This window comes from Parafrankia discariae, from assembly GCF_000373365.1.
Lineage (GTDB): Bacteria > Actinomycetota > Actinomycetes > Frankiales > Frankiaceae > Parafrankia > Parafrankia discariae.
Window position 1 is genome coordinate 1 of sequence record NZ_KB891263.1, and the last position, 21,507, is coordinate 21,507.

Below are 21,507 nucleotides of genomic sequence, written 5' to 3' on the forward strand. Positions count from 1 at the left end.
ACGCGTCATCCGCCGCCAGGTCACCGACCAGGCGGATTTTTCCCCCTGACCATCACGCGCACGCACTTCAGGAAACCTTCACGGAGATCACCGAGCGGCTCAACCCCTCGCGCCGTCACCGCACCTACCCACGCGCCATCAGACGAGGTCGACACAACGCCTACCGGGTCAAACGCCCAACAGACACCGGCACCCGCCATGATCGACCGGCCACGATCATCCTCGCTCGCGCCGCTTAACTAAGCGGCATTGGCCTATAAGTGTCTCGGTTGAAGGTCGTGCTTGACGGGCGGTGTTGTGGTGAAATTTTTATATGTCGAAGGAATGGTGCCACCTGTGAGGGCGACACCATTCCTTGTCCACGGTCCGTCCTGACTCAAATCAGTATCCCGGCAACCAGAGTAACCAGGCCGGCGGCAGTAATTGCTAGAAATCCTTTCAGCATCACGGGGAAGTATCGATACTGCCTGTCCCTGAACGAGCTAGGGTCGACATCTCGCTTGGTTCGGATCTGAACCGAACTGAAGAAAGCGCCGATAATGCCGCCGACTAGAATGCTGAGTCCGACGGATGTTGTCTGATTCAAGGGTTCCTCCAAGAATGGCTAGCTCATGAGACCGTAGGCGGAGAATCCGGCCCCCGCAATGTTGGTCGCCAAGGAGTAACTATCCTGCAGCGATCCCTTTATGAAAGCCCCGCTACCGAAAGTCGCGAATGATATTGCGGCTCCCGCCACGGCCTTCCCGCATTCGCCGTCACTTCCGATGGTGCACTCGCTGACAGCCGCCGCTCCAGAGAGAGCCATCGACACGGTGCCGGCAGGCGGAAAGAAGGGCGCCGCAAGAGATGTCGCGTCGCTCGCAAGACTCAGCACATCTCCTAGATCGGGGTCGGTAAAGACATCCTTGATGTCACCGAAAAGTGCGCCGGTGGGGTCGAGGTTGTTGGCGGGGTCGCCGCCGGCGTAGGTGTAGGGGTTGGCGCGGGTGGGGTCGTCGATGGTGACGACGGAGTCGGTCTGGGTCCAGGTGGCCTGGTTGGGGTTGTAGTAGCGGAGGCCGATTTTGTACTGGCCGGTGTCGTCGAGGTATGCGCCGGCGAAGCGGTAGGGGTTGGTGGGCAGGGTGCCGCCGACGGCGGTAGCGGTGGCGGCTTCGCCGTAGGGGCCGTAGGTGTAGCGGGCCCGTTCGGCTCCGGAGCCGTCGATGAGTCCGACGACGTTGGCCTGGCCGTCGTAGACGTAATGGTAGGTGGTGGTGCTCCCGCCGCTGGGGACGAGCAGGGATATCAGGCCCCCGGCCGGATCACGTGCCACGTGCGTTGTCTGCCCGCCGGTGGTGAGACTATGCACGCCGAGAAGGCCGTTACGGAACGAGGTTCCACCGGCCTGGGTGCGCAGGACGTTGGTGTCGCCGGCATAGGAGTAGGACGTGGCCGGTCCACCGGAGGTGACGGTGGTGGAGGTCTGCTGGTTCGCGCCGTTGTAGGCGAGAGTGTAAAGCTGCTGGTTACGGGTCTGGCTGCCCTCGCCGTTGTAGGTGAAGTTACCGACCCCGCCGCTCGGTAGCGGTGAACAGGGGGCGGAGGCGCCGGGGTTTGTGGTGGTGGTCCAGCAATGCTGGTTGCCGGAGTTGTACCCGTAGTAAGTGGTCGCGCCGGTGCCCTTTCGGGCGGAGAGCCGGTTGCCGGTGGCGTCGTAGGTGTAGACGAAGTCGTCCGCCGCGCCGTTGTTGAACCTGGTCAGACGTCCGGCGGTGTCGTAGGTGTAGGTGGCGACGAAGCCGGTGGCCAGGTCCTTGCGGCCCTGGATCTGGTTGCGGTCGGTGGTGCTGGAGGTGGTGCACGTCCCCGACGTGTACGGGGAGTAGCAGTACTCGTAGTCCATCACCCGGTTGGCGTCCGCGTCGCTGGAGGCGCGGGTCGTCCGGATGCGCTTCAGCCGGCCGCCGGTGTCGAAGGTGGTGTGGGTGTGCATCGCGAACGTGGTGGGTGGGGTGGAGGTGTTCGCCGAGGCCCAGGTGTCGACGCGGCGGCTGTCGGCGTCGTAGCCGAACACCGTCCGGTTGCCGGCCCGGTCGATCATGGTGGCGACGTTGTTGACGTCGTCGTAGGTGTATGTGGTGGTGCCGCTGAGCTCGGTGACGGTGAGCAGGTTGGACGCCCCGTCGTAGGTGTAGCTGGTCGTGGAGCCGCCGGGGAGGGTCATCGAGGTGAGTCGGGACAGGCCGTCGTAGGCGTAGGTCGTCGTGCCGGAGGCGTCGACCCGCTCGGTCAGGTTGCCGGCGTGGTCGTAGTCGAAGGTGATGTCGGTGGTGGTGTCGGAGTAGTCGATCTCGGTGAGGCGGTCGTTGTTGGTGTAGGAGTAGTCGACCGTCACCCCGGTGCCCGTCACGATCTGGCGGACCCGTTCGCCGTTGTCGAAGTACACCCAGCGCTGGGCCAGGCTGTTGCCGGCGGGCGGATTGACCCGCAGGAGCTGCTTGGTGGTCACGCCGTTGTAAGTGGTCGTGCCGTAGGTGTAGGTGGTGGCGTTGCCGTTCGGGTCGGTCGAGGCGGCCGGCTGGCCGTCGGGGTTGTAGCTGATCTGGGCCTCGGCGCCGAAGGCGTTCTCGTTCGCGGTGATGTTGCCCGGGCCGTCGAAGGTGAACAGCGAGCGGTTCGCCGCCGGGTCGGAGGAGCACATCGGCTGGTGGGTCTGCGGGTTGGCGGGTGCCGGGGTGGCGGCGGGGCACGCCGGGTCGGTGTTGACGTAGCCGTACTTGGTGGTCGCGCCGAGCGGACCGGCGGTGGCGGTGAGGCTGCCGCCGTTGTTGTAGCCCCAGGTGTTGGTGAAGGTGCCGCCGATGGCGTTGGTCACCGAGCCGACCCGGGCCTGCGCGGTCCACGTGGTCGACCGGTCGTTGCCGTCGGCGTCCTCGACGGCTGTGACGCGGCTGCCGTAGTCGCGGTGCTCCACGGTGTAGACGGTCGCCTTCGACCGCGGGTCGGTGACCGTCCGGGTCGGGGGAGTCGCGGCGTCGTTGTAGGCGAACGTGGTGGTCAGGTTGACGCCGGCGCTGGGATGGCGGGTGATCGTGAGGACCCGGCCGGCGGTGTCGTAGGTGAAGTCCGTGGTCCGGCCGTCGGGATCCCAGAACTTGGACAGCTCACCGTTCGCCGAGCCGAAGGTGGTGTAGTCGTAGCTGCGCACCTCGCCGCCGGGGTCCGTCGAGTAGTCGAGGTTCCAGCCGGCGTAGTGGTAGGTGGCGGCCCGCCCGATGTGCGTGTCGGCCAGCGAGGTGAGGAAGTCCTTGCCGCTGGTCGGCTCGTTCGTGTACGCGGCCTGCGTGATCCGTCCACGGGTGTCCTTGATCGTGGAGAGGAAGCCCTCGGCGTAGCCGGGACGGGCCGCGTAGTCGAACGTGGTCGTGTTGCCGTTGCGGTCGGTGGCCTTCCAGAGCTGGTAGACCAGGTTGAGGGGGTCGGTGGTGAACTTCTTGAAGACGTAGACCGTCTTCGAGTCGTCGAAGGTCAGCCGGTACTGGCCGGTCGCCGGCTGGTTCTTCTCCAGCTTCGCGTTGAGGCCCGGCGGGGTCGTGTAGGTGAGCCCGCCGTTGGACTCGAACACGTAGGGGGTGCCTGCCTCGTCGTGGAAGGTGGCGCCGTTGTGACTGGCGCCGTTCCCGTTCTCGAGGATGGAGACGCCGGTGGAGAGTTTCCACCGGTTGAGGCCGAGCGGGGTGTCACCGGCGTTCTGGAAGACGGCAGCCTCGCCGGAGTTGTAGAACCGGGAGACGGTCAGCGGCCGGCCGACGCCGCCGATCGCGTACTCGGCGCACTGGAGCAGCAGGTTGCCGTTGCCGACGTTGACGTTCGCGTCGCAGCGCGAGTCCAGCTTCTGGCCGACGAAGGTGTTGAACTCGCGGCTGCCCGTCTGGGACGTCCAGTCGACGACCATGGAGGGCCGCTGCGCGGCGTTCGTCGCCTGGGTCGAGGCGAACTGGACGACGCCGACCTGCGTCGATTCGTCCGCCTTGAGGATCAGCCCCTGGTTGGCGACGGTGCCGTTGACCCAGTCCTGGGCGAGCTTGCCCGCGTAGATGTCGAACTCGCCGGGGGTGCCGGTGACGTTCTTGACGTCGTAGGCGGCGCCGGCCCACGTGCCGCCGGTCCACGCTCCGCTGCCGCTGTTGTTCCAGGTGGCGGCAGTGGTCCAGCTCTGGCTCAGCCGGTGGAGGTACACGGGGAAGTTCGGCGAGGGCGACGACGCGCCGGTGACGGTGAGCTTGATGTCGGCGGTGGCGACCACGGCGTACTTCGGGATCGCGGAGAGGTCGAAGTTCATGAGCGTGCGCCGCTTGACCACGCCGTTCGGTGAGCCGCCGTGACCGATCTCCAGCAGGCCCGACGAACAGTAGTTCGCGGTGGCGTAGGGTCCGTCGACCACATAGCAGTCGGTGATCTGTGACGGGCCGATGGTGACGGTCGGGTCGACCGTCACGGGCCAGCTCCGGCCCCGGTCCGCGAGCCAGTCCTTCGCCACCGTCTGGGTGACGACGGTGGCGTTCGCCGGCAGCGGGTCCGGGCCCGGCGTGGCGGAGGGGGCGGGGGTGGCGGTGGCGGTGGCAGTGGGCGCGGGGGCCTCCGTGGCGGGCCGCAGGGTGCTCGCGACGGCGTCCCGGCCCGACAGGTTGTCGGCCCTGTCCTCCGCGAAGGCGGCCGGCAGGGTGAAGACGGGTTTGCCGTCCGTACCGGAGACGGCGACGCGCCCGTGGTCGAGCTTCGCGGTCAGGCCGGCCGAGGGTGTGATGGCGAAGGGGTAGGTCGTCGCGGCGCTCGCGCTGTCGAGCACCAGGGATTCCTTCACCCCGGTCGGGAGCACCGTGTAGACGAGGGTGACCCCGGGCAGCGCGTTCTTGTAGGTGACGGTCGACCCCTGGACCGACCCCTGCGCCGTCGAGCCGCGCAGCCGCATGTCGACCCATTTGTCACCGCTGGAGACGCGGACCGCTCCGTCGGCGAGGCTGCCGGGGAAGGCCGCACCGTAGCCGGCGGCCTTCGCCTGCCACCCGCCGCCCGTGGCGGCGGGGACGAGGGCGGTGTCGATCGGCTGCCAGGCGCCCCCGGCGTCCTTGTAGTGGATGGGCGCGGACGAGATCTCGGTCCGGTACACCCCGTCCGTCGACGCGACGGTCCGTGACGTGGCGGTCCGGAGGTCGATCACCTCCCCGGACGCCGGCTTGCCGCTCATCCCGCCGGCGGGTGCCGGGCGTACCGATCCCTCGGTGGGGGCCTCGGTGAACGGTCGGGAGGGTGGAGCCGCCTGCGCGGCTGGAGAGATCAGGACGGGGAGGGTGAGACCGCCGAGGGCGACAAGGCCCGCCGTGACGGCCGCGAGCCTGTGTCGGACGGCCCGCTTCCTGGATTTTCGCACCGTGACTCCCTGGTGTCCCCGCGGTCGCGGGATCGCCGATGAGGGGTTGTGAACCAAGGGCCGAACTACGGCCGGCACGGATCCGCCTGGTGGCGTTGTTTTTTCCGCGCCGAACTGTGGGACGGGCATGCCGTAGCCGGGCCCTCGCCCGGGCGCCGGCTGCGCCGGGCGGAAAGAACCATCACAGATCGTCGCCGCGGGACGAGTAATGGACATCGGCTGCGGGAACGAATTTCGGCGGACCGGGCTAAGCCGGTGAGCTTTTTGTCTCCGCCTTTGTCTCCGCCGCGTCTACGCCGAACGGAGTAGGCGCGGCGGATGCGGGGGAGCTGGCTCGGACGCCCACCGGGCGGTTAGGACGGAGATCAGGTTCGGGAAACCAGGAGAATGCCGACCGGTAACGGTCGGCTGGCGATGTCGCTCAGCTGGCGATGTCGGGCCGCAGATCCAGGTCGGCGACGAGAGCCGCGATACGAGCGGCCTGGACGCGGGTGGGAACGTTGAGTTTCCCCAGCAGGGACTGCATGTGGGTCTTTACGGTCGCCGGGCTGACACCCAGAATTCGGCCGATGTCCGCGTTGGAGCGGCCGGGCACCACCAGGAGGTCGAGCACCTGCCGCTCGCGCGGCGTGAGCAGCGCGACCTTGGCGGCGACGGGCTCCGGGAGGGCGACGAAGCTCTGCCGGAGCCGGGCGACCAGGAGCTCGCCGACCCGCGGGCTGAGCACGGCTCCGGTCCCGCCGGCCACGTCACGGATCGCCGCCTCGAGGCGGCCGTGCCGTACCTCGTCCTTGAACAGGAAGGCCGACGCGCCCGCGACCAGCGAACCGAGAATCTCGTTGGCGCCACGGGAATGGGCCGCCAGCAGAATGATCCGGGTGCCCGCGAGCAGCGGGTCCGCGGTGATCCACCGGATGGCGTCGAGGCCCCCGGCCTCGGGCAGCGCGAAGTCCAGGACAACCACGTCGGGACGCAGCCGGCGGGTCTCCGCCATCAGCCGGCGGCCGTCCGCCACATCCGCGAGAAGGTGCAGGTCAGGGGTCGCGTCAATGAGTTCCCGCAGACCCTGCCGTGCCAGGTAGTCGCCGTCGGCGAGCAGGACCGAAACGACCTCAGAAAGTTCCATCGAGATCTCCGCTCGAGGTCGCTTCCCGCCGCGGTGACGCACCTGGACCGGCGTCCCTGGACCAGCCAGTCTGAACCCGCATCGGACTCGGTTCCATCCTTGTTCAGTGAGCGGAGCGACTGCTGCGACGACGAGCTGTGCCGTCCTTGTGACGCAGGCGAGCATCACACACGAAAAGTTGCGGCGTCCACTCGTTGCGCAACCTTTGTTCGGTTGATACGTTGCTGCGCGTCGAGAGTTCTCGGTGCCGGGTCAATGACGATCTCCAGTACCCATGAGATCGTTACTCTGCGTTGTCTGGTATTCGTTGCGCTGAAAGTGTGACGGTTATCTCGCGGAGGTAACGGTAACCCTGAAACCCCGCGTGCCGACGAACGGCCATCGGGGGAATCGCGGACCCTACGCGTCAGCCCGCTCCGCCCCTCCGGACGGGTTGGCGCGTAGCCCGTTCCAATCATAGGAAAAGCGCTTCGGCATCGTCGACGGACGCGACTGAAGCGCTGTTCCGTCCGTGGTGTGTAGCTGCGCCCACGTAGCAGTCCCGCTTGTGAGGAAAGGTGGCTTTCGATGAGCCGGCACCGCAGGGTGTCCGGAGAGCGCCGTTCCCGCAGCGCCGGGCGGCATCGACGGACGGTCCTCGAACCGACTCCATGCGGTGCGCGCCACCGGCGGCCGGCACCGCGGCCGGCGGCACACCCCGCGGGCCGGCCGAGTTCCGCCGGCCGACCGCGTTCCGCCGTCCGGACAACGCTCGTGCGCGGTGTGCTCCTGCTCGTCGTGCTCCTGTCGGGCGCGGGCGCCGGGTCGCTCGACATCTCCGCGCCGGACGCGAGCGGGTGGGCGTCTCCGCCCAGGTCCGAGCCCCCGCCGTCACCCCCGTCGCCGGCGGACCGCCCTGGGCCCGCGGGCCGGGACGTCCCGGCGACGGAAGCCGGGACCACGAGCGGCCCGCCCAGCCCGTCCAGCCAGGTTCTGACCGGAGAGGTACCGCCCGCCCTGTCCGTGCGTTCCGGTGAGGTCGACGGAACCCGGGCGATCCCCGGCCTCGTCCTGGCCGCCTATCAGAGAGCGGCGCAGCGCTGGGCGGTGGAACAGCCGGCGTGTCATCTCCGCTGGCAGCTGCTCGCCGGAATCGGCCGGATCGAGTCGGACCACGCCGCCGGCCGAGCGATCAGCACCGACGGGACGATCACCGACCCGATCATCGGAGTCGCCCTCGACGGCCGTGGGGGCCGGGCGCTGATCCGGGACACCGACGGCGGCACCCTCGACCGGGACACCCGGCTCGACAGGGCGGTCGGCCCGATGCAGTTCATCCCCTCCACCTGGCGGTGGGCCGGGCGGGACGGATCGGGCGACGGCCGCCGCGACCCGCACAACATCCACGACGCCGCGCAGGCCGCCGCGGGCTATCTCTGTGCCCGGGGCAGAGATCTCGACGTCGCCGCGGATCGTCGGGCGGCTCTGTTCTCCTACAACCCCTCCGACGACTACGTCCGGGCGGTCCTGGGCTGGGCCGAGTACTACTCCGGTCGGGGCGCGCCGGTCGACGGGCCGTCGACCGCGCAGGCCGCGGCGCGCGGTGGCGGGGTCGACATACCGCCGGAGCCGTCGGCGACGGGTGGGCCGGGACCGGGGACCGGTGCGCGACCTGGGCCGGTCACGGTTCCGGCGCCGACCCCGACCCCGACCCCGACCCCGACGCAGCGTCCCACCGGCCCGACGGCGACGCGGTCCCCCACGACCGGAACCGTGCCGACCACGGGGAGCGAGCCGCCGCCATCCACGACCGTTCCCGCCATGACCGTTCCCGCCGGATCCATGAGCCCGTCGGCGGGGCGCCCGCCGGCCGTGCCCCCACCGACCTCGCCGGATCCCGCAAGCGGGCCGGAGAGCGTGGCGGCGGACCCGGACGGGCCGGTGCCGTTCGTGCTCGACGGTGGGTCGGGGCCGCTGACGGTCGTTCCCCTGACCCCGCGGGCCGACAGCGGCTCCTGATCGTCACCCGGCCTGCTGCCAGCCCCGCGGCCCGGCGTGGCCTGGCCTGGCCGATGCCCGCTCAGGCTGAGGAGGCCGGCTCCGTGGCTGACTCGTGCGGTGCGGGTTCCTCGTGCGGCGCGGCCTCGGCGGGCATCAGCGGGTCGGGGTGCAGCGGCAGGGTCACCCGGAACCGGGTGTCGCCGGGCTGCGAGGTCACGGTCAGGTCGCCGTGGTGGCGGCCGACGACGATGCGCCAGGAGATGTCCAGCCCGAGGCCGGTGCCCTCGCCGACCGGCTTCGTGGTGAAGAACGGCTCGAAGATGCGGTCGCGGATCTCCGGCGGCACGCCGGGCCCGGTGTCCCGGATCTCGACGGCCAGGTTGTCGTGGTCCGCCGAGGTGGCGACGGTCAGCGTCCCCGAGCCGGCCATCGCGGCGACCGCGTTGTCGATGAGGTTCGTCCAGACCTGGTTGAGCTCGCCGGCGTAGACCGCGATCTCGGGCAGCGCCCGGTCGTACTCGCGGACCACCCGCACCCCGGACAGCTTCCCGCCGAGCATCGTCAGGGTGCTGTCCAGCAGCTCGTGGATGTCGACGCTGCGGTACGGCGCCCGGTCGAGCTGGGAGTACTGCTTGGCCGCCCCGAGCAGGGTGGAGATCCGGGTGGTGGAGTCCTCGATCTCCTTCATCAGCAGTTCGCTCTCGACCGTGTAGTACAGCCAGCGGATCGCGCCCTCCAGCACCTCCGGCGCCACCGTCGCCGCGACCCGCTCCAGCCAGTCGACGTCGAAGCCCGCCTGGACGAACGTCGGCGCGATCTCCCACCCGGCGTTGCAGCCGTGGTCCTCCAGCCAGTCGGTCAGGGCGTCCTCGCGGTCGCTGGTCTCCATCGGGGTCAGCGTCGGGGCCTTCGCCACCCGCTCGGCGGCCTCCTCCTGCAGGCCGATCAGGGTCTCCAGCGCCTCGCGGTCGTACGGCCCGGCGGCGATCAGGCCGAGCTTGTGCCGCATGCCGGCGACCCGCTCGCGCAGCGACGCCGTGGCCCGCACCGCGGCGGCCGCCGGGTTGTTGAGCTCATGGGTCAGCCCGGCGGACAGCGAGCCGAGCGCCAGCAGCCGCTCCCGCTGGCCGGTGAGCGCCTGGGTGCTCTGCAGGCCGAAGAACAGCCCCTCCAGCATGTGGACGGCCATCGGGAACCACTCGCGCATCAGCCGCGCCAGCGCCGCGCCGTCCAGTACGACGAACCGGGACGGGATCGTGACCCGCATCGAGTTGGTGTAGAGCTGCGGGACGCGGTCGCCCAGGTAGGAGTGCCACGCCCCGGAGTACACCCCGCTCTGGGTCGTCCGGCTGACCTCGACGTCGTCGTCGCCGACCCGCCTGGTCAGCACCAGGCCGCCCTCGACCAGCACGTAGAAGCAGGTGGCCGGCTCGCCCTCGCGGAACACGACGCCCGGCTCGATCAGCTCGACGTGGCCGTTGCGGCAGATCCAGTCGAGCTGGTCGTCGGTGAGCTTCTCGAACAGGAACAGCGTGCGCAGCTCGTCGAGGTCGCAGGGCATCTGCCGGCCCTGGCCGCAGGCCTGGGTGGCGCCGTCAGCGTCGTCCGCCATCGTGTTCCCTTCGCCTTCCGTGATCCGTGCCGCTCGGGTCGGTGGCTCTCGGGTCAGCGCCTCCGGGACATCAGCGATTCCCGAGGTGTCAGCGCTTCGCGAGGTAGCGGTGCACCAGCGCGACGGCCATGGCCCCCTCGCCGACGGCCGAGGCGACCCGTTTCACCGACTCGGCGCGGGCGTCGCCGGCCACGAACACCCCGGGAACGCTGCTCTCCAGGTGGTACGGGTCGCGGTCCAGATCCCAGCCGGACGGGCGCCGCCCGTCGACGACGAGATCCGGCCCGGCGACGACGAAGCCGTGCTCGTCGCGCACGACGACGCCATCCAGCCAGTCGGTGCGCGGGGCGGCGCCGATGAAGACGAACAGCCACTGGGTGTCGACCTGCTCGGTCTCGCCGGTGCTGTTGTCGCGCAGGACGAGGCCCTCCAGGTGGTCGGTTCCCCGCGCGGAGAGGACCTCGGTGCACACCCGGACCGTGATCGCCGGCACGGCCGCGATCTGCTGGATGAGGTAGTGCGACATGGACGCCTCGAGCGACTTGCCGCGCACCAGCATCGTCACCGAGCGGGCGTGCCGGGCGAAGTACATCGCGGCCTGCCCGGCGGAGTTCGCCCCGCCGACGACGTAGACGTCCTGCCCGGAGCAGCTCGGGGCCTCGGTGAGCGCGGAGCCGTAGAAGACGCCCCGGCCGGTCAGGTCGGTCAGGCCGGGGGCGGCGAGCTGGCGGTAGGAGACGCCGGTCGCGAGGATCACCGTGTGCGCGTCGATCCGGCCGCCGTCGGAGAGGAGCAGCCGGCGGGCCGGACCGGCGGCCTCCAGCGTGACGACCTCGGCGGCGGTGAGCAGCTCGGCGCCGAACTTCACGGCCTGGCGGCGGGCCCGGTCGGTGAGCTGCGAGCCGGAGACGCCGTCCGGGAAGCCCAGGTAGTTCTCGATCCGCGAGCTCTGGCCGGCCTGGCCGCCGGTCGCGTGCCGTTCGAGGAGAACCGTCCGCAGGCCCTCGGAGGCGCCGTACACCGCCGCGCCGAGGCCGGCCGGGCCGCCGCCGACCACGACGAGGTCGTAGAAGTCACCGGTGGGGGCGGTCGCGAGGCCGACCTGGATGGCGAGCTCGGTGTCGGTCGGGTCGGTCAGCGCCGAGCCGTCGGTCGTGATGACGCAGGGCAGCGACTCCGGGTCCGCGCCGGCGGCGGTGAGCAGCCGGGCGCCCTCCGGCTCGTCGGCCAGGTACCAGCGGTAGGGGACCTGGTTGCGGGCCAGGAAGTCGCGCACCTCGTACGAGCGGGCCGACCAGCGGTGCCCGACCACCCTGGTCTCGACGACCGGCCGGTGGTCGGTGGCGCGCCACGCGTCGAGCAGTGCCTCGAGGACGGGGTAGAGCTTCTCCTCCGGCGGGTCCCACGGCTTGAGCAGGTAGTGGTCGAGGTCGACGACGTTGATGGCGTCGATCGCGGCCTCGGTGTCGGCGTAGGCGGTCAGCAGCACCCGCCGCGCGGCGGGGAACAGGTCCATCGCCTGTTCCAGGAACTCGATGCCGTTCATTCCGGGCATGCGGTAGTCGGCGAGCAGGACGGCGACGGCGTCGCCGCGCAGCTTGATCTCGCGCAGCGCCTCCAGCGCCTGCGCCCCCGACTCGGCGCGCACGATCCGGTACGTCTCACCGAACCGGCGGCGCAGGTCGCGGGCGACGGCGCGGGAGACGCTCACGTCGTCGTCGACGGTCAGCAGCACGGCCCGAGGGGCACCGCGCCCGCCGCCGGGGTTACCGCGCTCGCCCTGGCCGCCGCCGGAGCCGGGATTCGCCCGGCCCGCCGGGTTCTCGCCCGCCGCCATCAACGCGCCGGGCCGGTCGCCGGGCGTGCCGCCAGGCGGGCCGCCGGGCCGGTGGTGGGGCGTGTTGCCGGGACTGTTTCGGTGCGTCGCCTGCGTCCGCTCACGTCCTCAGTCTAGTTCCGGTGTAGTGGTCGTCCCGGATGCTCCGTGATGTTTGCGGTGGAATCGGAGTTCACGGTGGAATCGCAGCGTAACGCCGGAAGGAGTGCTTCGCGGGCGTCCGGGCGGGCGGCGGCGCCGACCGCGAGATCGACCGGGTCTAGGTCGCGTTGGCGGGTCAGGAAGAGGCGGATCTGGTCCCGGTCCGACGGCGTGGCGGCCCGGGGCCGCCGCGCCGGGCCCGGCTGCCCCGCCGGGCCGGCCGGCCCGGGTTGTCCCGCCTGTCCCGCCGGGCCCGGCTGCCGCCGCCGGGGGGCGGCCGGGCCCGGGCTGCCCGGCGGCACCCCGCCGGGCAGCGGGCCCACCGCCACGACGTCCACCGGGATGAACGGGACCACGCCGTCCAGGATGAGCTGGCCGGGCGCGCGATCGCCCTCCCACGCCCCGCCGTCACGCTGCACGAAGAGTTCCTGGCCGTGTACGGCGAACCTCAGCTGGGACGGCTCCGCCCGGCCGGCGTGCACCGCCGCCCCGCCGTAGGCGGCCGCCAGCCCGTGGCGCGCGGGATCCCCGCCGGCCGCCGGCCCGGCGGTCGCCTCGGCGCCGGGCACGAGGCGCAGCCGTTCGGCGGCCCCCCGGATGTGGCGCAGGCTGAGGCCGGCCCGGCGCAGCGCCGCGATCGCCCGGGCCTGTGTCAGCTCGCCGCGGCCGGGGCGAAGCAGCCCGGAACGCCGCCAGTAGGCGAGCTGGCCGGGTGTCACATGACCCGCGGGAACCTGACCGACGGGAACCTGATCCATGGGAAGCGGGCCGGTGGGAATCCGTCGGCCCGCGGCGGGAATGGGCTCGGGCGCGGCGCCGCGCGGGCCGACGGAGCGTTCCGGAATCGGCGCGGGCGGTCTGCCCGGCGGCCCCGTCACCTGGTCCGTCACCCGGCGAATGTAGCTCTCCGCCGGGCGGTCGGCTCGCCCGAGGTTGCCTTTGTTGTCGGCTTCGTGTCCTCGCCGGGGGGATCATTCCCCGGGCGGTGGGACGTAATGTCCGGGCGTGGCCGGAAAATCGGGTGACAGGTGGATCCGTCGAATCCTGTGCGCGACGGCCGCCCTGGCGTGCGTGACCGCCTGTGGCACAGGCGGTGGCGAGCCGGCCGCACCAGCCGGGGCGGGGGCGGCGGCAGCGGCGGCAGCGGCCGGGCCGGCCGGTACGGCGGCACCCGCGACCACGGCCGGCTGCGGGGCGGCCCCCGCCGCCGCGCCGGTCGCGGGCCCGCGGGTCCTGCGGCACGACGGCGCCGAGCGCACCTATCTGCTGGCCCTGCCGACCGGCTACGACGGGCGGACCCCGGCGCCGGTCGTCCTCGACTTCCACGGCTTCAAGGCGGACAAGGAGACCCAGGAGGGCCGCAGTGCCATGGGCCGGCTCGGGGCCGACCGCGGCTTCGTCGTCGTGACGCCGGACGCGCTCGGCGAGCCGCGCCGCTGGAACACCCCGGGCGCGCCGGAGGCGGCCGACGACTTCGGCTTCGTCGCCGCGCTGCTCGACGACCTCGGCGCCCAGCTGTGTCTCGACCCCGGCCGGGTCTACGCGGCCGGGCACTCCAACGGCGCCGAGTTCGCCGCCGCGCTGGTGTGCCGCCAGGCGCCGCGGTTCGCCGGCGTCGCGATGGTCTCCTCGACCAGCCTCGCGACCTGCCCGCCCGGCACCGCCCCGGCGACCATGGCGGTCCACGGGACGGCGGATCCGTCCGTGCCGTACGCCGGGGGCGTGATCAGCGGTTCGACCACCCGGGTCCCGCCCGCGACGCGGGTGATCGACGAGTACGCGCGGCGCTACGCCTGCGCGCCGGCCGTGCTGCGCACCGTCGCCGGGATGGGGGTGGAACGGTCGCGGCGCACCGGCTGCGCGGGCGGCGCCGAGGTCGTCCTCGACACCGTCGTCGGCGGGACGCACGCCTGGCCGAGCAGCCCCGACGCGCTCGCCGACCGCGCCGACTCGCCGGCCGGCCGCACCTACCAGGCGACCCTCGCCATCCTGGACTTCTTCGCCGGGCACTGACCCACCCGGACGTCCGGGTGGGCGCGTCAGGGCTTGCCTTCACATCGACGTCAACGTCTAGCGTCGGCGCTGAGGAGGTCGGGATGCGCATCGGTGAGCTGGCACGGCGGGCGGGGACGAGTCCCCGGGCGCTGCGGCACTACGAGGACCAGGGGCTGCTCGCCGCCCGGCGGCTGACCAACGGCTACCGGGACTACAGCGACGCGGACCTGCGGGCCGTCGAGGAGATCAGGGCGCTGCTCGCGGCCGGGTTCGCGCTGGAGGAGACCCGGCCGTTCGTCGAGTGTCTGCGGGCCGGGAACGAGACCGCCGACTCGTGCCCGGACTCGATCGAGGGCTACCGGCGCAAGATCGCGCAGATCGACGACTACGTGGCCCGGTTGCTGCGCTCCCGCGAGCGGCTCGCCGCCCAGCTCGCGCTGGCCCGGGACGTCACCGAGGCGCCCGTCGCCGGACCGTCGGGTGTCGGACCGTCTGGTGCCGGACCGCCCGGGGCCGGGCCGACGGACGGCCCGGCCCTGCCCCGGGTGCCACCGGGGATCCCGGGTTGCTCGCTGCACCCGCCGCGGCCCCCGGGCCGTGCGCACCCCCAGCCCTGATCAGGTCCGGTCCCAGTCGTGACCAGGCCGTTCATGACCCTGAAGGATGAAGGAGCTGCCGATGACCACGTCCGATGTTCAGGTCCGGTCGGTGCCGGGCGCGTCCGCTGGCGCCGGAACCGTGTGGCACGCCGACGACACCACGTTCGACGAGATCGTCCTGCGTTCGCCGTTGCCCGTCCTGGTCGACTTCTCCGCCGAGTGGTGCCCGCCGTGCCGGATGATGCGGCCGGTTCTCGCCCAGATCGCGGCCGAGCTCGCCGACCGGCTGCGGGTCGTCGAGGTGGACGCCGACGCCAGCCCGCGGACGGCGATCGCCCACGGCGTGCTGGCCATGCCGACCCTGGTGGTCGTCCGCGGCGGCGAGACGGTCGCGAAGCTGGTCGGCGCGCGCAGCCGGCGCCGCCTGCTGGCCGACATCGCGGATCATCTGTGACGGTCCGCTTCGTGCGGGCCGGTCGGCCGTGGCGGGGCGGTCAGCTGCGGCGGGGCGGCGGCGCGGCCGGGTCGTCCGCGGTTCCCCGCGGCCCGCTCGCCGAGCCGCAGCCGATCACGACCCGGTTGCGGCCCGCCGCCTTCGCCGCGTACAGGTTGCGGTCGGCGGCGATCAGCAGGTCCATCTGGCCGTGCGCGTGCACCGGGTAGACGGCCGCGCCGACGGAGACGGTCGCCCGTAGTCCGGCCCCGCCGCCGAGCTCGATCGGGTCGCGGGCGACGTTGCGCCGTAACCGTTCGGCGAGCTCGCCGGCGGTCTCCGGGCCCACGGTGGGGCCGAGCAGGGCGAACTCCTCACCGCCGAAGCGGGCCAGCAGGTCGCCGGGCCGGCTGGCCGCGGCCAGCCGGGCGCCGATCTCCGCGAGAGCCCGGTCCCCGCACGGGTGGCCGAACCGGTCGTTGATCGACTTGAAGTTGTCGACGTCCACCAGGACCAGGGTGAAGGGCTGCCCGGACCGGTCCGCGCGGCTGATCGTGGCCGGGAGCTGGTTCTGCAGGAACCGCCGGGTGCGCAGCCCGGTGAGCACGTCGGTGGTGGCGAGCCGGCGCTGCTCGGTGACCAGCACGGCCAGCCGCGCCACGATGAGCAGGGCCAGCGTGGCCGAGGCGGCGGCGATGATCCTGATCTGACCGGGCGACCGGTCCGCCTCGGCGAGCAGGAGCACCGGGGCCATCAGCGCGGCCGCCAGCAGCGCGGTGAGTCTGCCCGGACCGAGCCGTCGGTCGTCGGCCCGCGGCGCGCACGACAGGTCCGCCATCGACGGGTGCAGCGCGGCGGCGGCGACCAGCACGTCCCCCAGGACCCAGAGGGACTCGATGACAGCGGTGACGACGTACCCGCCGCCCAGCGTCGAGGTGGTGTAGAGGATGTCGGCGGCGAGGGTGACCACCAGGCTGGCGACCAGCAGGACGAACGAGGCCGGCCGGCGGCCGGGCGCGAGGATCAGGATCAGCGACATCACGAGCAGGCCGAGGTCCATCACGGGGAAGACGACCGAGGCGAGCTGGGCGAGCGGCCCGGAGACCGCCCGCTCGTCGGGCGTGATCACATAGAGCCAGTACAACAGCGACACGGCGACGGCGATGGACGTCGTGTCCAGCACCGCCGAGAGGTTTCGGCCGGGGGCCCGCTGCCGGAACAGCAGCGCAAGCGCCACGATCGCGAACGGGTAGCGGCCGAGGTAGAACAGATCGGCCAGCGACGGATAAGTCGCATCGCGAAATATGAAGATTTTCGTATAGAAAAGGGCGTCCGCGACGGTGTAGAGGGCCTGGGTGACGGCGAGGAGCACCCACGGCGCGCGGCGTTCCGGGCGCCACGTCCGCACGCCGAAAATGATCGCTCCGGCGGTCGACGCGGTCAGCAGGCACCGCAGAGCCACCTGCATCTCCGGGCCCACAGGCGTGCTCGCGCCTGTGGGGATCATGCGCACGCCCATCCCGTGTGTCACGAAAAGCGTGTACAGAACGAAATATCCGACTCCGCCGAGAAGATAGGCCAGCCAGGGCGCCACGCGCGGGCGGCGCCGAGCGGAGCGAGTCGAGGTTCCCGTCGGTCCACCTCCGCGGGCCGGGGCCGAATGACCTCATCGTAGGTTCGGTGCAATTTGAATACATCTTTTGTTGAGCGCGATTATTTTTGATTGGTGTGGGTTCGGCCGCTGTCGGGGGCCCGCCCGCCTCCCGTCCAGGGCGGCGCGGCACGCGGTGGCCAGTGGTGGCACGCGGTGGCCGGCGGTGGCTCCGGAACGGGCGACGGTCCGTCCGCCCCACCGGTTCTGGAGTGCCGGGCCGGCGCTCCGTAGGCTCGTGGTGTGAGCGATCGCCTGTACTTCCGCCAGTTGCTGTCCGGCCGCGACTTCGCGGTGGGTGACCCCGCCGCCACCCAGATGGTCAACTTCGTCTACCTCATCGGGGACCGGGAGACGGGCGAGGCCGTCGTGGTCGATCCCGCCTACCGGGTCGGCGACCTGCTCGACCTGCTGGCCGCCGACGACATGCGGCTGACCGGGGCGCTGGTGACCCACCACCACGCCGACCACGTCGGCGGCACGGCCTTCGGCATCGAGCTGGAGGGGATCCGCGAGCTGCTGGAGCGCACCTCCGTCCCCATCCACCTGCAGCGGGACGAGGCCGAATGGGTGCGGCGCGGGACGGGCGTGGGGGCCGCCGAGCTCGTCGAGCACGGCGACGACGACGTGGTCACGGTCGGCGCGGTCGACATCCGCCTGCTGCACACCCCCGGTCACACCCCGGGCAGCCAGTGCTTCCTGGTGGACGGGCGGCTCGTCGCCGGCGACACGCTCTTCCTCGAGGGCTGCGGGCGGATGGACTTCCCCGGTGGGGACGCCGCGGCCATGTACGACAGCCTGCGCCGCCTGGGAACGCTGCCCGACGACGTCACCGTCTACCCGGGTCACCGCTACTCGGCGGAGTCCGCCGCGGAGCTGGGCGTCGTGCGCAAGATGAACTACGTCTTCCGGCCGACCAGCTCCCGGCAGTGGCTGGCGATGCTCGGCGCCTGATCGCCCGCGAGGAGGGTAGGGGTCGGTGCGGGGGTGAGCGCCGTGAGTGGTGAGTGCCGTGCGTGCGGTGGACGCTGACGGCTCGGCGGGCCCGCGGCCCCGGGTCGAGATCGAGTACTGCACCCGGTGCAGGTGGCTGCCGCGGGCGGCCTGGCTCGCCCAGGAGCTGCTGACCACGTTCGAGGCGGATCTCGGCGCGGTCGCGCTCGTGCCGGGTACCGGCGGGGTGTTCACCGTCCGGCTGGGCGGTGAGGTGATCTGGGACCGTGGCGAGCAGGGCTTCCCCGAGCCGTCCGCGGTCAAGCGGGCGCTGCGGGACAGGATCGCCCCCGGCCGGCCGCTGGGACATGTCGAGCACTGACCGGTCAGGCGAGCCCGGCCGCCCGGTCATCCCGCGGGTTCCTCGGCGTCGTGGACGAGCAGGGCGAGCTGCACCCGGTTGCTCAGGTCGAGCCTGGTCAGCAGCCTCGAGACATACGACTTCGCCGTCGCCACGCTCATGAAGAGCTCACCGGCTATCTCCGCGTTCGACAGACCCCGGCCCACGGCCAGTGCGACCTCCCGCTCCCGTGGGCTGAGCTGCGCGACCGCCTGGCGGGCCGCCGCCCGCCGGGCCGCCGCGCGCCGCGCCGCGCCGCGTTCCGCCGCCGAGCTCTCCGCCGCGGCGACTGCTGGCGGGGCGGTTGTTGGCGGGGCGGCCGGTTCCGGGGCGGTCTCCACCGCCGCGATCCGCGCGATGAGCTGGCGGGTGACGGTGGGGGAGAGCATCGGCTCCCCGGCCGCCACCCGCAGCACCGCCCGGACGATCTCGGCCGGCGGGGTGTCCTTGAGCAGGAAGCCGCTCGCGCCGGCCCGCAGCGCGCGCAGCACCTGGTCGTCCGCGTCGAAGGTGGTCAGCACGACGATCTGTGGCGGCTGCTCGCGGGCGAGCAGGAGCTCCGTGGCCCGCAGCCCGTCCACCCGCGCCATCCGGATGTCCATGAGGACGACGTCCGGGCGCAGCGCGTCGACGGCGGCGGTGACCTCGTCGCCGTCGGTCGCCTCGCCGACGATGCGCGCGCCGTCGGCACCGTCGAACATCATCGCCAGCGCGGAGCGGACCAGCGCGTCGTCGTCGACCACCAGGACCCGGACGGGGACGGCCCCGTCCGGCGGCGGGCCGGCGGTCACGGTGTCGTCCAGGGCAGCCACGCGTAGAGCCGGAACTCGCCCTCGGGGGTCGGGCCGTGCTCGAGCCGCCCGCCGACCAGCGCGGCCCGTTCGGTGAGACCGAGCAGCCCGGTCCCGGCCGGTCCGGCGGTCCCGGTCGGTCCGGACGGACCGGCCGGCCCAGTGGCCCAGGACGGCTGCCCGGGCCGCGGTGCCGGGTCAGGGCCGGGCCGGCGGGCGTTGCGGATCTCCAGGTGCAGCCCGCCGGCGGGCGACCCGTCGATGATCAGCCGGGTCGGCGCGCCGGGGGCGTGCCGCCGGGCGTTGGTCAGCCCCTCCTGCGCGATGCGGAACGCGCTGCCGGCCATCACCGCGGGGGCACTCGCCGCCTCGGCCAGGTGGATGGAGGTCCGGATCTCCATGCCGGCCCGGCGGCACTCGTCCACCAGCTCGGGCAGGTCGTCCAGCGTCGGCTGGGGTCGGGCCGCCGGATCCTCGGGGCCCTCCCGCAGCGCCCCGATCGCCGCCCGCAGGTCCCGCAGGGCCTCGTGGGCGCTCTCCCGGATCACCCCGGCCGCGCCGGCGATCTGCTCGGGGGGCGCGCCCGGGCGGAACTCCAGCGCCCCGGCGTGCATCGTGAGCAGCGAGAGCCGGTGCCCCAGCACGTCGTGCATCTCCCGGGCGATCCGGGTGCGCTCGAGCTGGCGGGCCGCGGCCACCCCGCGCCGCTGCTCGGCCTCGGCCAGCCGGGCCCGTTCGCGCAGCGACAGCAGAAGCTGGCGCCGGGAGCGCACGAACAGCCCCCAGCCGACCGTCAGCGCCAGCATGACGATCAGGAAGACGACCGCCCCCGCGTAGGGCAGGTCGGGATCCGGCCAGACCGCGAAGTACACCAGTCCGGGCGTCCAGTAGACGGCCGCCAGCAGGACGGTCGTGCGCAGCCGGCAGTGCACGGCCACGGTGAACAGCAGGACCACCGACGCGGCCGACGCCGTCGTGGAGAACAGCCCGGTCGGCCAGCTCAGCAGCAGCAGTGTCACCGGCCGGCGCCGCCGCCACCACAGCAGGCCGCACAGTGCCAGGCCGACGACGAGATCGACCAGCACCAGCGGATCCGGGACGTCGGCCCGCCGCGAGGTCTGCTCGACCAGCAGCAGGCCGCAGACCACCGAGAAGCCGAACAGGACGGCGTCGACCACCCAGTCGCGTGCCGTGCGGACGGCCGGGCGGGCGGACCCGTCGGACGGCTCGGTCGGCGCGCCGGGCAGCAGCGCGCCGGGCAGCAGCCAGCGGAACCGGGGGTCGTTGACGAGACCGACATCCGGTGGGCCGGGTTCGTCCAGGGACCGGACGGCGTGCAGCAGCCGGCGCGGGCCCAGCGCGTCCACCGGGCCGCGCCCGGGGAACCCGCGTGGCCGGCCGCGCCGCCGCACGGCCCGGTCGTGGGCCGGGCCGGGTCCGTCCGCCGTCGTGCCGATCACGAGGCGAAGAGTACGCAGCCGGCGGGCGTCGCCGCATCCCTCCGAGGTCTACGGCTCCGGCCGCCCGGCGGTCCGTCGCATCGACTTTCGGCCATCCCGGCCGGTGACCGCCGCGTCGCGGCGGTCACCGGGAGGAGTGGTCGGGACGGGCTAGAGCTTCCCGAAGTCCTGCGTCCAGTAGTAGCGGTACGAGCCGCCCTCGGCGTAGCCGACGCCGATGTGGGTGTAGTCGCAGTTGAGGATGTTCGCGCGGTGCCCCGAGCTGTTCATCCACATCTGGATGGTCGCGGCCGGCGTGGTCGATCCGGCGGCGATGTTCTCGCCGACGAAGCCCGACGGGAAGCCGGCGGCCCTGGTCCGGTCACCCGGTGAGCTGCCGTCCCGGCCGTCATGGCTGAAGTAGTCGTTCGCCGCCATGTCCGCGGTGTGCGCCTGCGCCGCGGCGGTGAGCCGGGAGTCGACGGCGAGCGGTCCGCAGCCGGCCTTCTGACGTTCGACGTTGGTGAGCCGGACGATCTCGTCGGCCTGGGTGCTCGTGCCGGGCGGAGCCGGCGGAGCGGACGTGACCGGCGGGTTCGTGGGAACCGGCGGATCAGCCGGCCCGGGCGGATCGGTCGGCCGCGGTGGCCGCGGCGGCCGGGTGGATGAGGGCGGTGCCGTGGTCGGCGCCGGCGGGGTGGGTGCGGTGGTGGTGGGCAGGGCGGTGGGCGCCGCCGTCGGCGTCGACGGAGGCGGTGTCCCCGTGGGCGGCACCGATGACGTCGGTGCGGCCGTGGGCGACGTGCTCGTGCTTGCTGTCGGCGCCGGGAATCCACCACCTGGTGGACCGCCCGGGGCCGGCCGGCAGGACGCGACGGCCGCCAACAGGGCGACCGTGGCTGCTGCGCTGGCGACGGTCTTGCGGACCGGGGCCATGGAGACTCCTCTGGGTGATCTCCCCCCTCGCAACGCCTGGAACTGTAGCGAACCGGACAATCGTCCGCCACGGCGACCGGTACCCGGGCCGGTGCCGTGGTCGGTGCGTCGTGCCCGGAGTGTCCGCCGGTCGTCCGCCGAGGCCGCGCGTGGTCGTGATGGCGGATCACGCGAAGGAGGGCTCCGGGGCCGGCGGGCGGCCGGGCGGGGGCTGGCAGGGG

The 21,507-nt window shown here is 72.4% G+C and carries 15 protein-coding genes; 6 read left to right on the top strand and 9 right to left on the bottom strand.

All coding sequences use genetic code 11. From position 1 onward, the window contains the following. Positions 1-604: 604 nt before the first annotated feature. Both B056_RS0130030 and B056_RS0130035 read right to left on the bottom strand, forming a co-directional pair. Positions 605-5,413, bottom strand: coding sequence for a DNRLRE domain-containing protein (locus tag B056_RS0130030; RefSeq protein ID WP_154677314.1), 4,809 nt, complete (start codon positions 5,411-5,413; stop codon positions 605-607). 421 nt (positions 5,414-5,834) lie between these two features. After that, positions 5,835-6,539 (bottom strand): LuxR C-terminal-related transcriptional regulator, encoded by a 705-nt coding sequence (locus B056_RS0130035; protein ID WP_018505549.1) that lies wholly within the window; start codon positions 6,537-6,539, stop codon positions 5,835-5,837. Between the two features lie 753 nt (positions 6,540-7,292). On the opposite strand from B056_RS0130035, the gene B056_RS44990 reads away from it, so the two are divergent. Continuing rightward, a complete protein-coding gene (locus tag B056_RS44990) occupies positions 7,293-8,537 on the top strand; it encodes a lytic transglycosylase domain-containing protein (protein WP_018505550.1) in 1,245 nt (414 codons plus the stop codon). 61 nt (positions 8,538-8,598) lie between these two features. Here B056_RS44990 and B056_RS0130045 read toward each other — a convergent pair whose 3' ends face one another. The 3 genes from B056_RS0130045 to B056_RS0130055 form a co-directional block, all read right to left on the bottom strand. Then, positions 8,599-10,131, bottom strand: coding sequence for an ATP-binding protein (locus B056_RS0130045; RefSeq protein WP_018505551.1), 1,533 nt, complete (start codon positions 10,129-10,131; stop codon positions 8,599-8,601). An 88-nt stretch (positions 10,132-10,219) separates the two neighbouring features. Then, positions 10,220-11,968 (bottom strand): FAD-dependent oxidoreductase, encoded by a 1,749-nt coding sequence (locus B056_RS0130050; protein WP_018505552.1) that lies wholly within the window; start codon positions 11,966-11,968, stop codon positions 10,220-10,222. Between the two features lie 113 nt (positions 11,969-12,081). Then, complete coding sequence (locus tag B056_RS0130055; RefSeq protein ID WP_230203266.1) at positions 12,082-12,999, bottom strand: hypothetical protein; 918 nt, start codon at positions 12,997-12,999, stop codon at positions 12,082-12,084. Between the two features lie 115 nt (positions 13,000-13,114). Here B056_RS0130055 and B056_RS0130060 point away from each other — a divergent pair, with 115 nt between their 5' ends. The 3 genes from B056_RS0130060 (at position 13,115) to B056_RS0130070 (ending at position 15,157) form a co-directional block, all read left to right on the top strand. After that, positions 13,115-14,122: an alpha/beta hydrolase family esterase gene (locus B056_RS0130060; RefSeq protein ID WP_020572791.1), complete on the top strand. Its 1,008-nt coding sequence runs from the start codon at positions 13,115-13,117 to the stop codon at positions 14,120-14,122. An 83-nt stretch (positions 14,123-14,205) separates the two neighbouring features. Next, complete coding sequence (locus tag B056_RS38540; protein ID WP_018505554.1) at positions 14,206-14,721, top strand: MerR family transcriptional regulator; 516 nt, start codon at positions 14,206-14,208, stop codon at positions 14,719-14,721. Between the two features lie 61 nt (positions 14,722-14,782). Then, positions 14,783-15,157, top strand: a complete 375-nt coding sequence (locus B056_RS0130070; RefSeq protein ID WP_154677315.1) for a thioredoxin family protein — start codon at positions 14,783-14,785, stop codon at positions 15,155-15,157. A 40-nt stretch (positions 15,158-15,197) separates the two neighbouring features. Here the strand turns inward: B056_RS0130070 and B056_RS38545 are convergent, their stop codons facing one another. Continuing rightward, positions 15,198-16,598, bottom strand: coding sequence for a GGDEF domain-containing protein (locus tag B056_RS38545; protein WP_154677316.1), 1,401 nt, complete (start codon positions 16,596-16,598; stop codon positions 15,198-15,200). 432 nt (positions 16,599-17,030) lie between these two features. Here B056_RS38545 and B056_RS0130080 point away from each other — a divergent pair, with 432 nt between their 5' ends. Beyond that, positions 17,031-17,741, top strand: a complete 711-nt coding sequence (locus B056_RS0130080; protein ID WP_018505557.1) for an MBL fold metallo-hydrolase — start codon at positions 17,031-17,033, stop codon at positions 17,739-17,741. A 58-nt stretch (positions 17,742-17,799) separates the two neighbouring features. Next, a complete protein-coding gene (locus tag B056_RS0130085) occupies positions 17,800-18,102 on the top strand; it encodes a SelT/SelW/SelH family protein (protein WP_020572792.1) in 303 nt (100 codons plus the stop codon). Between the two features lie 26 nt (positions 18,103-18,128). Here the strand turns inward: B056_RS0130085 and B056_RS0130090 are convergent, their stop codons facing one another. The 3 genes from B056_RS0130090 to B056_RS0130100 all read right to left on the bottom strand — a co-directional run bounded on the left by B056_RS0130090 (position 18,129) and on the right by B056_RS0130100 (position 21,286). Next, positions 18,129-18,932, bottom strand: coding sequence for a response regulator transcription factor (locus B056_RS0130090; protein WP_018505559.1), 804 nt, complete (start codon positions 18,930-18,932; stop codon positions 18,129-18,131). Then, a complete protein-coding gene (locus tag B056_RS0130095; protein WP_018505560.1) occupies positions 18,908-20,371 on the bottom strand; it encodes a sensor histidine kinase in 1,464 nt (487 codons plus the stop codon). Before B056_RS0130095 ends, B056_RS0130090 begins: the two co-directional genes overlap by 25 nt. A gap of 150 nt (positions 20,372-20,521) precedes the next feature. Next, positions 20,522-21,286 (bottom strand): CAP domain-containing protein, encoded by a 765-nt coding sequence (locus tag B056_RS0130100; protein WP_026240306.1) that lies wholly within the window; start codon positions 21,284-21,286, stop codon positions 20,522-20,524. Positions 21,287-21,507 lie beyond the last annotated feature (221 nt).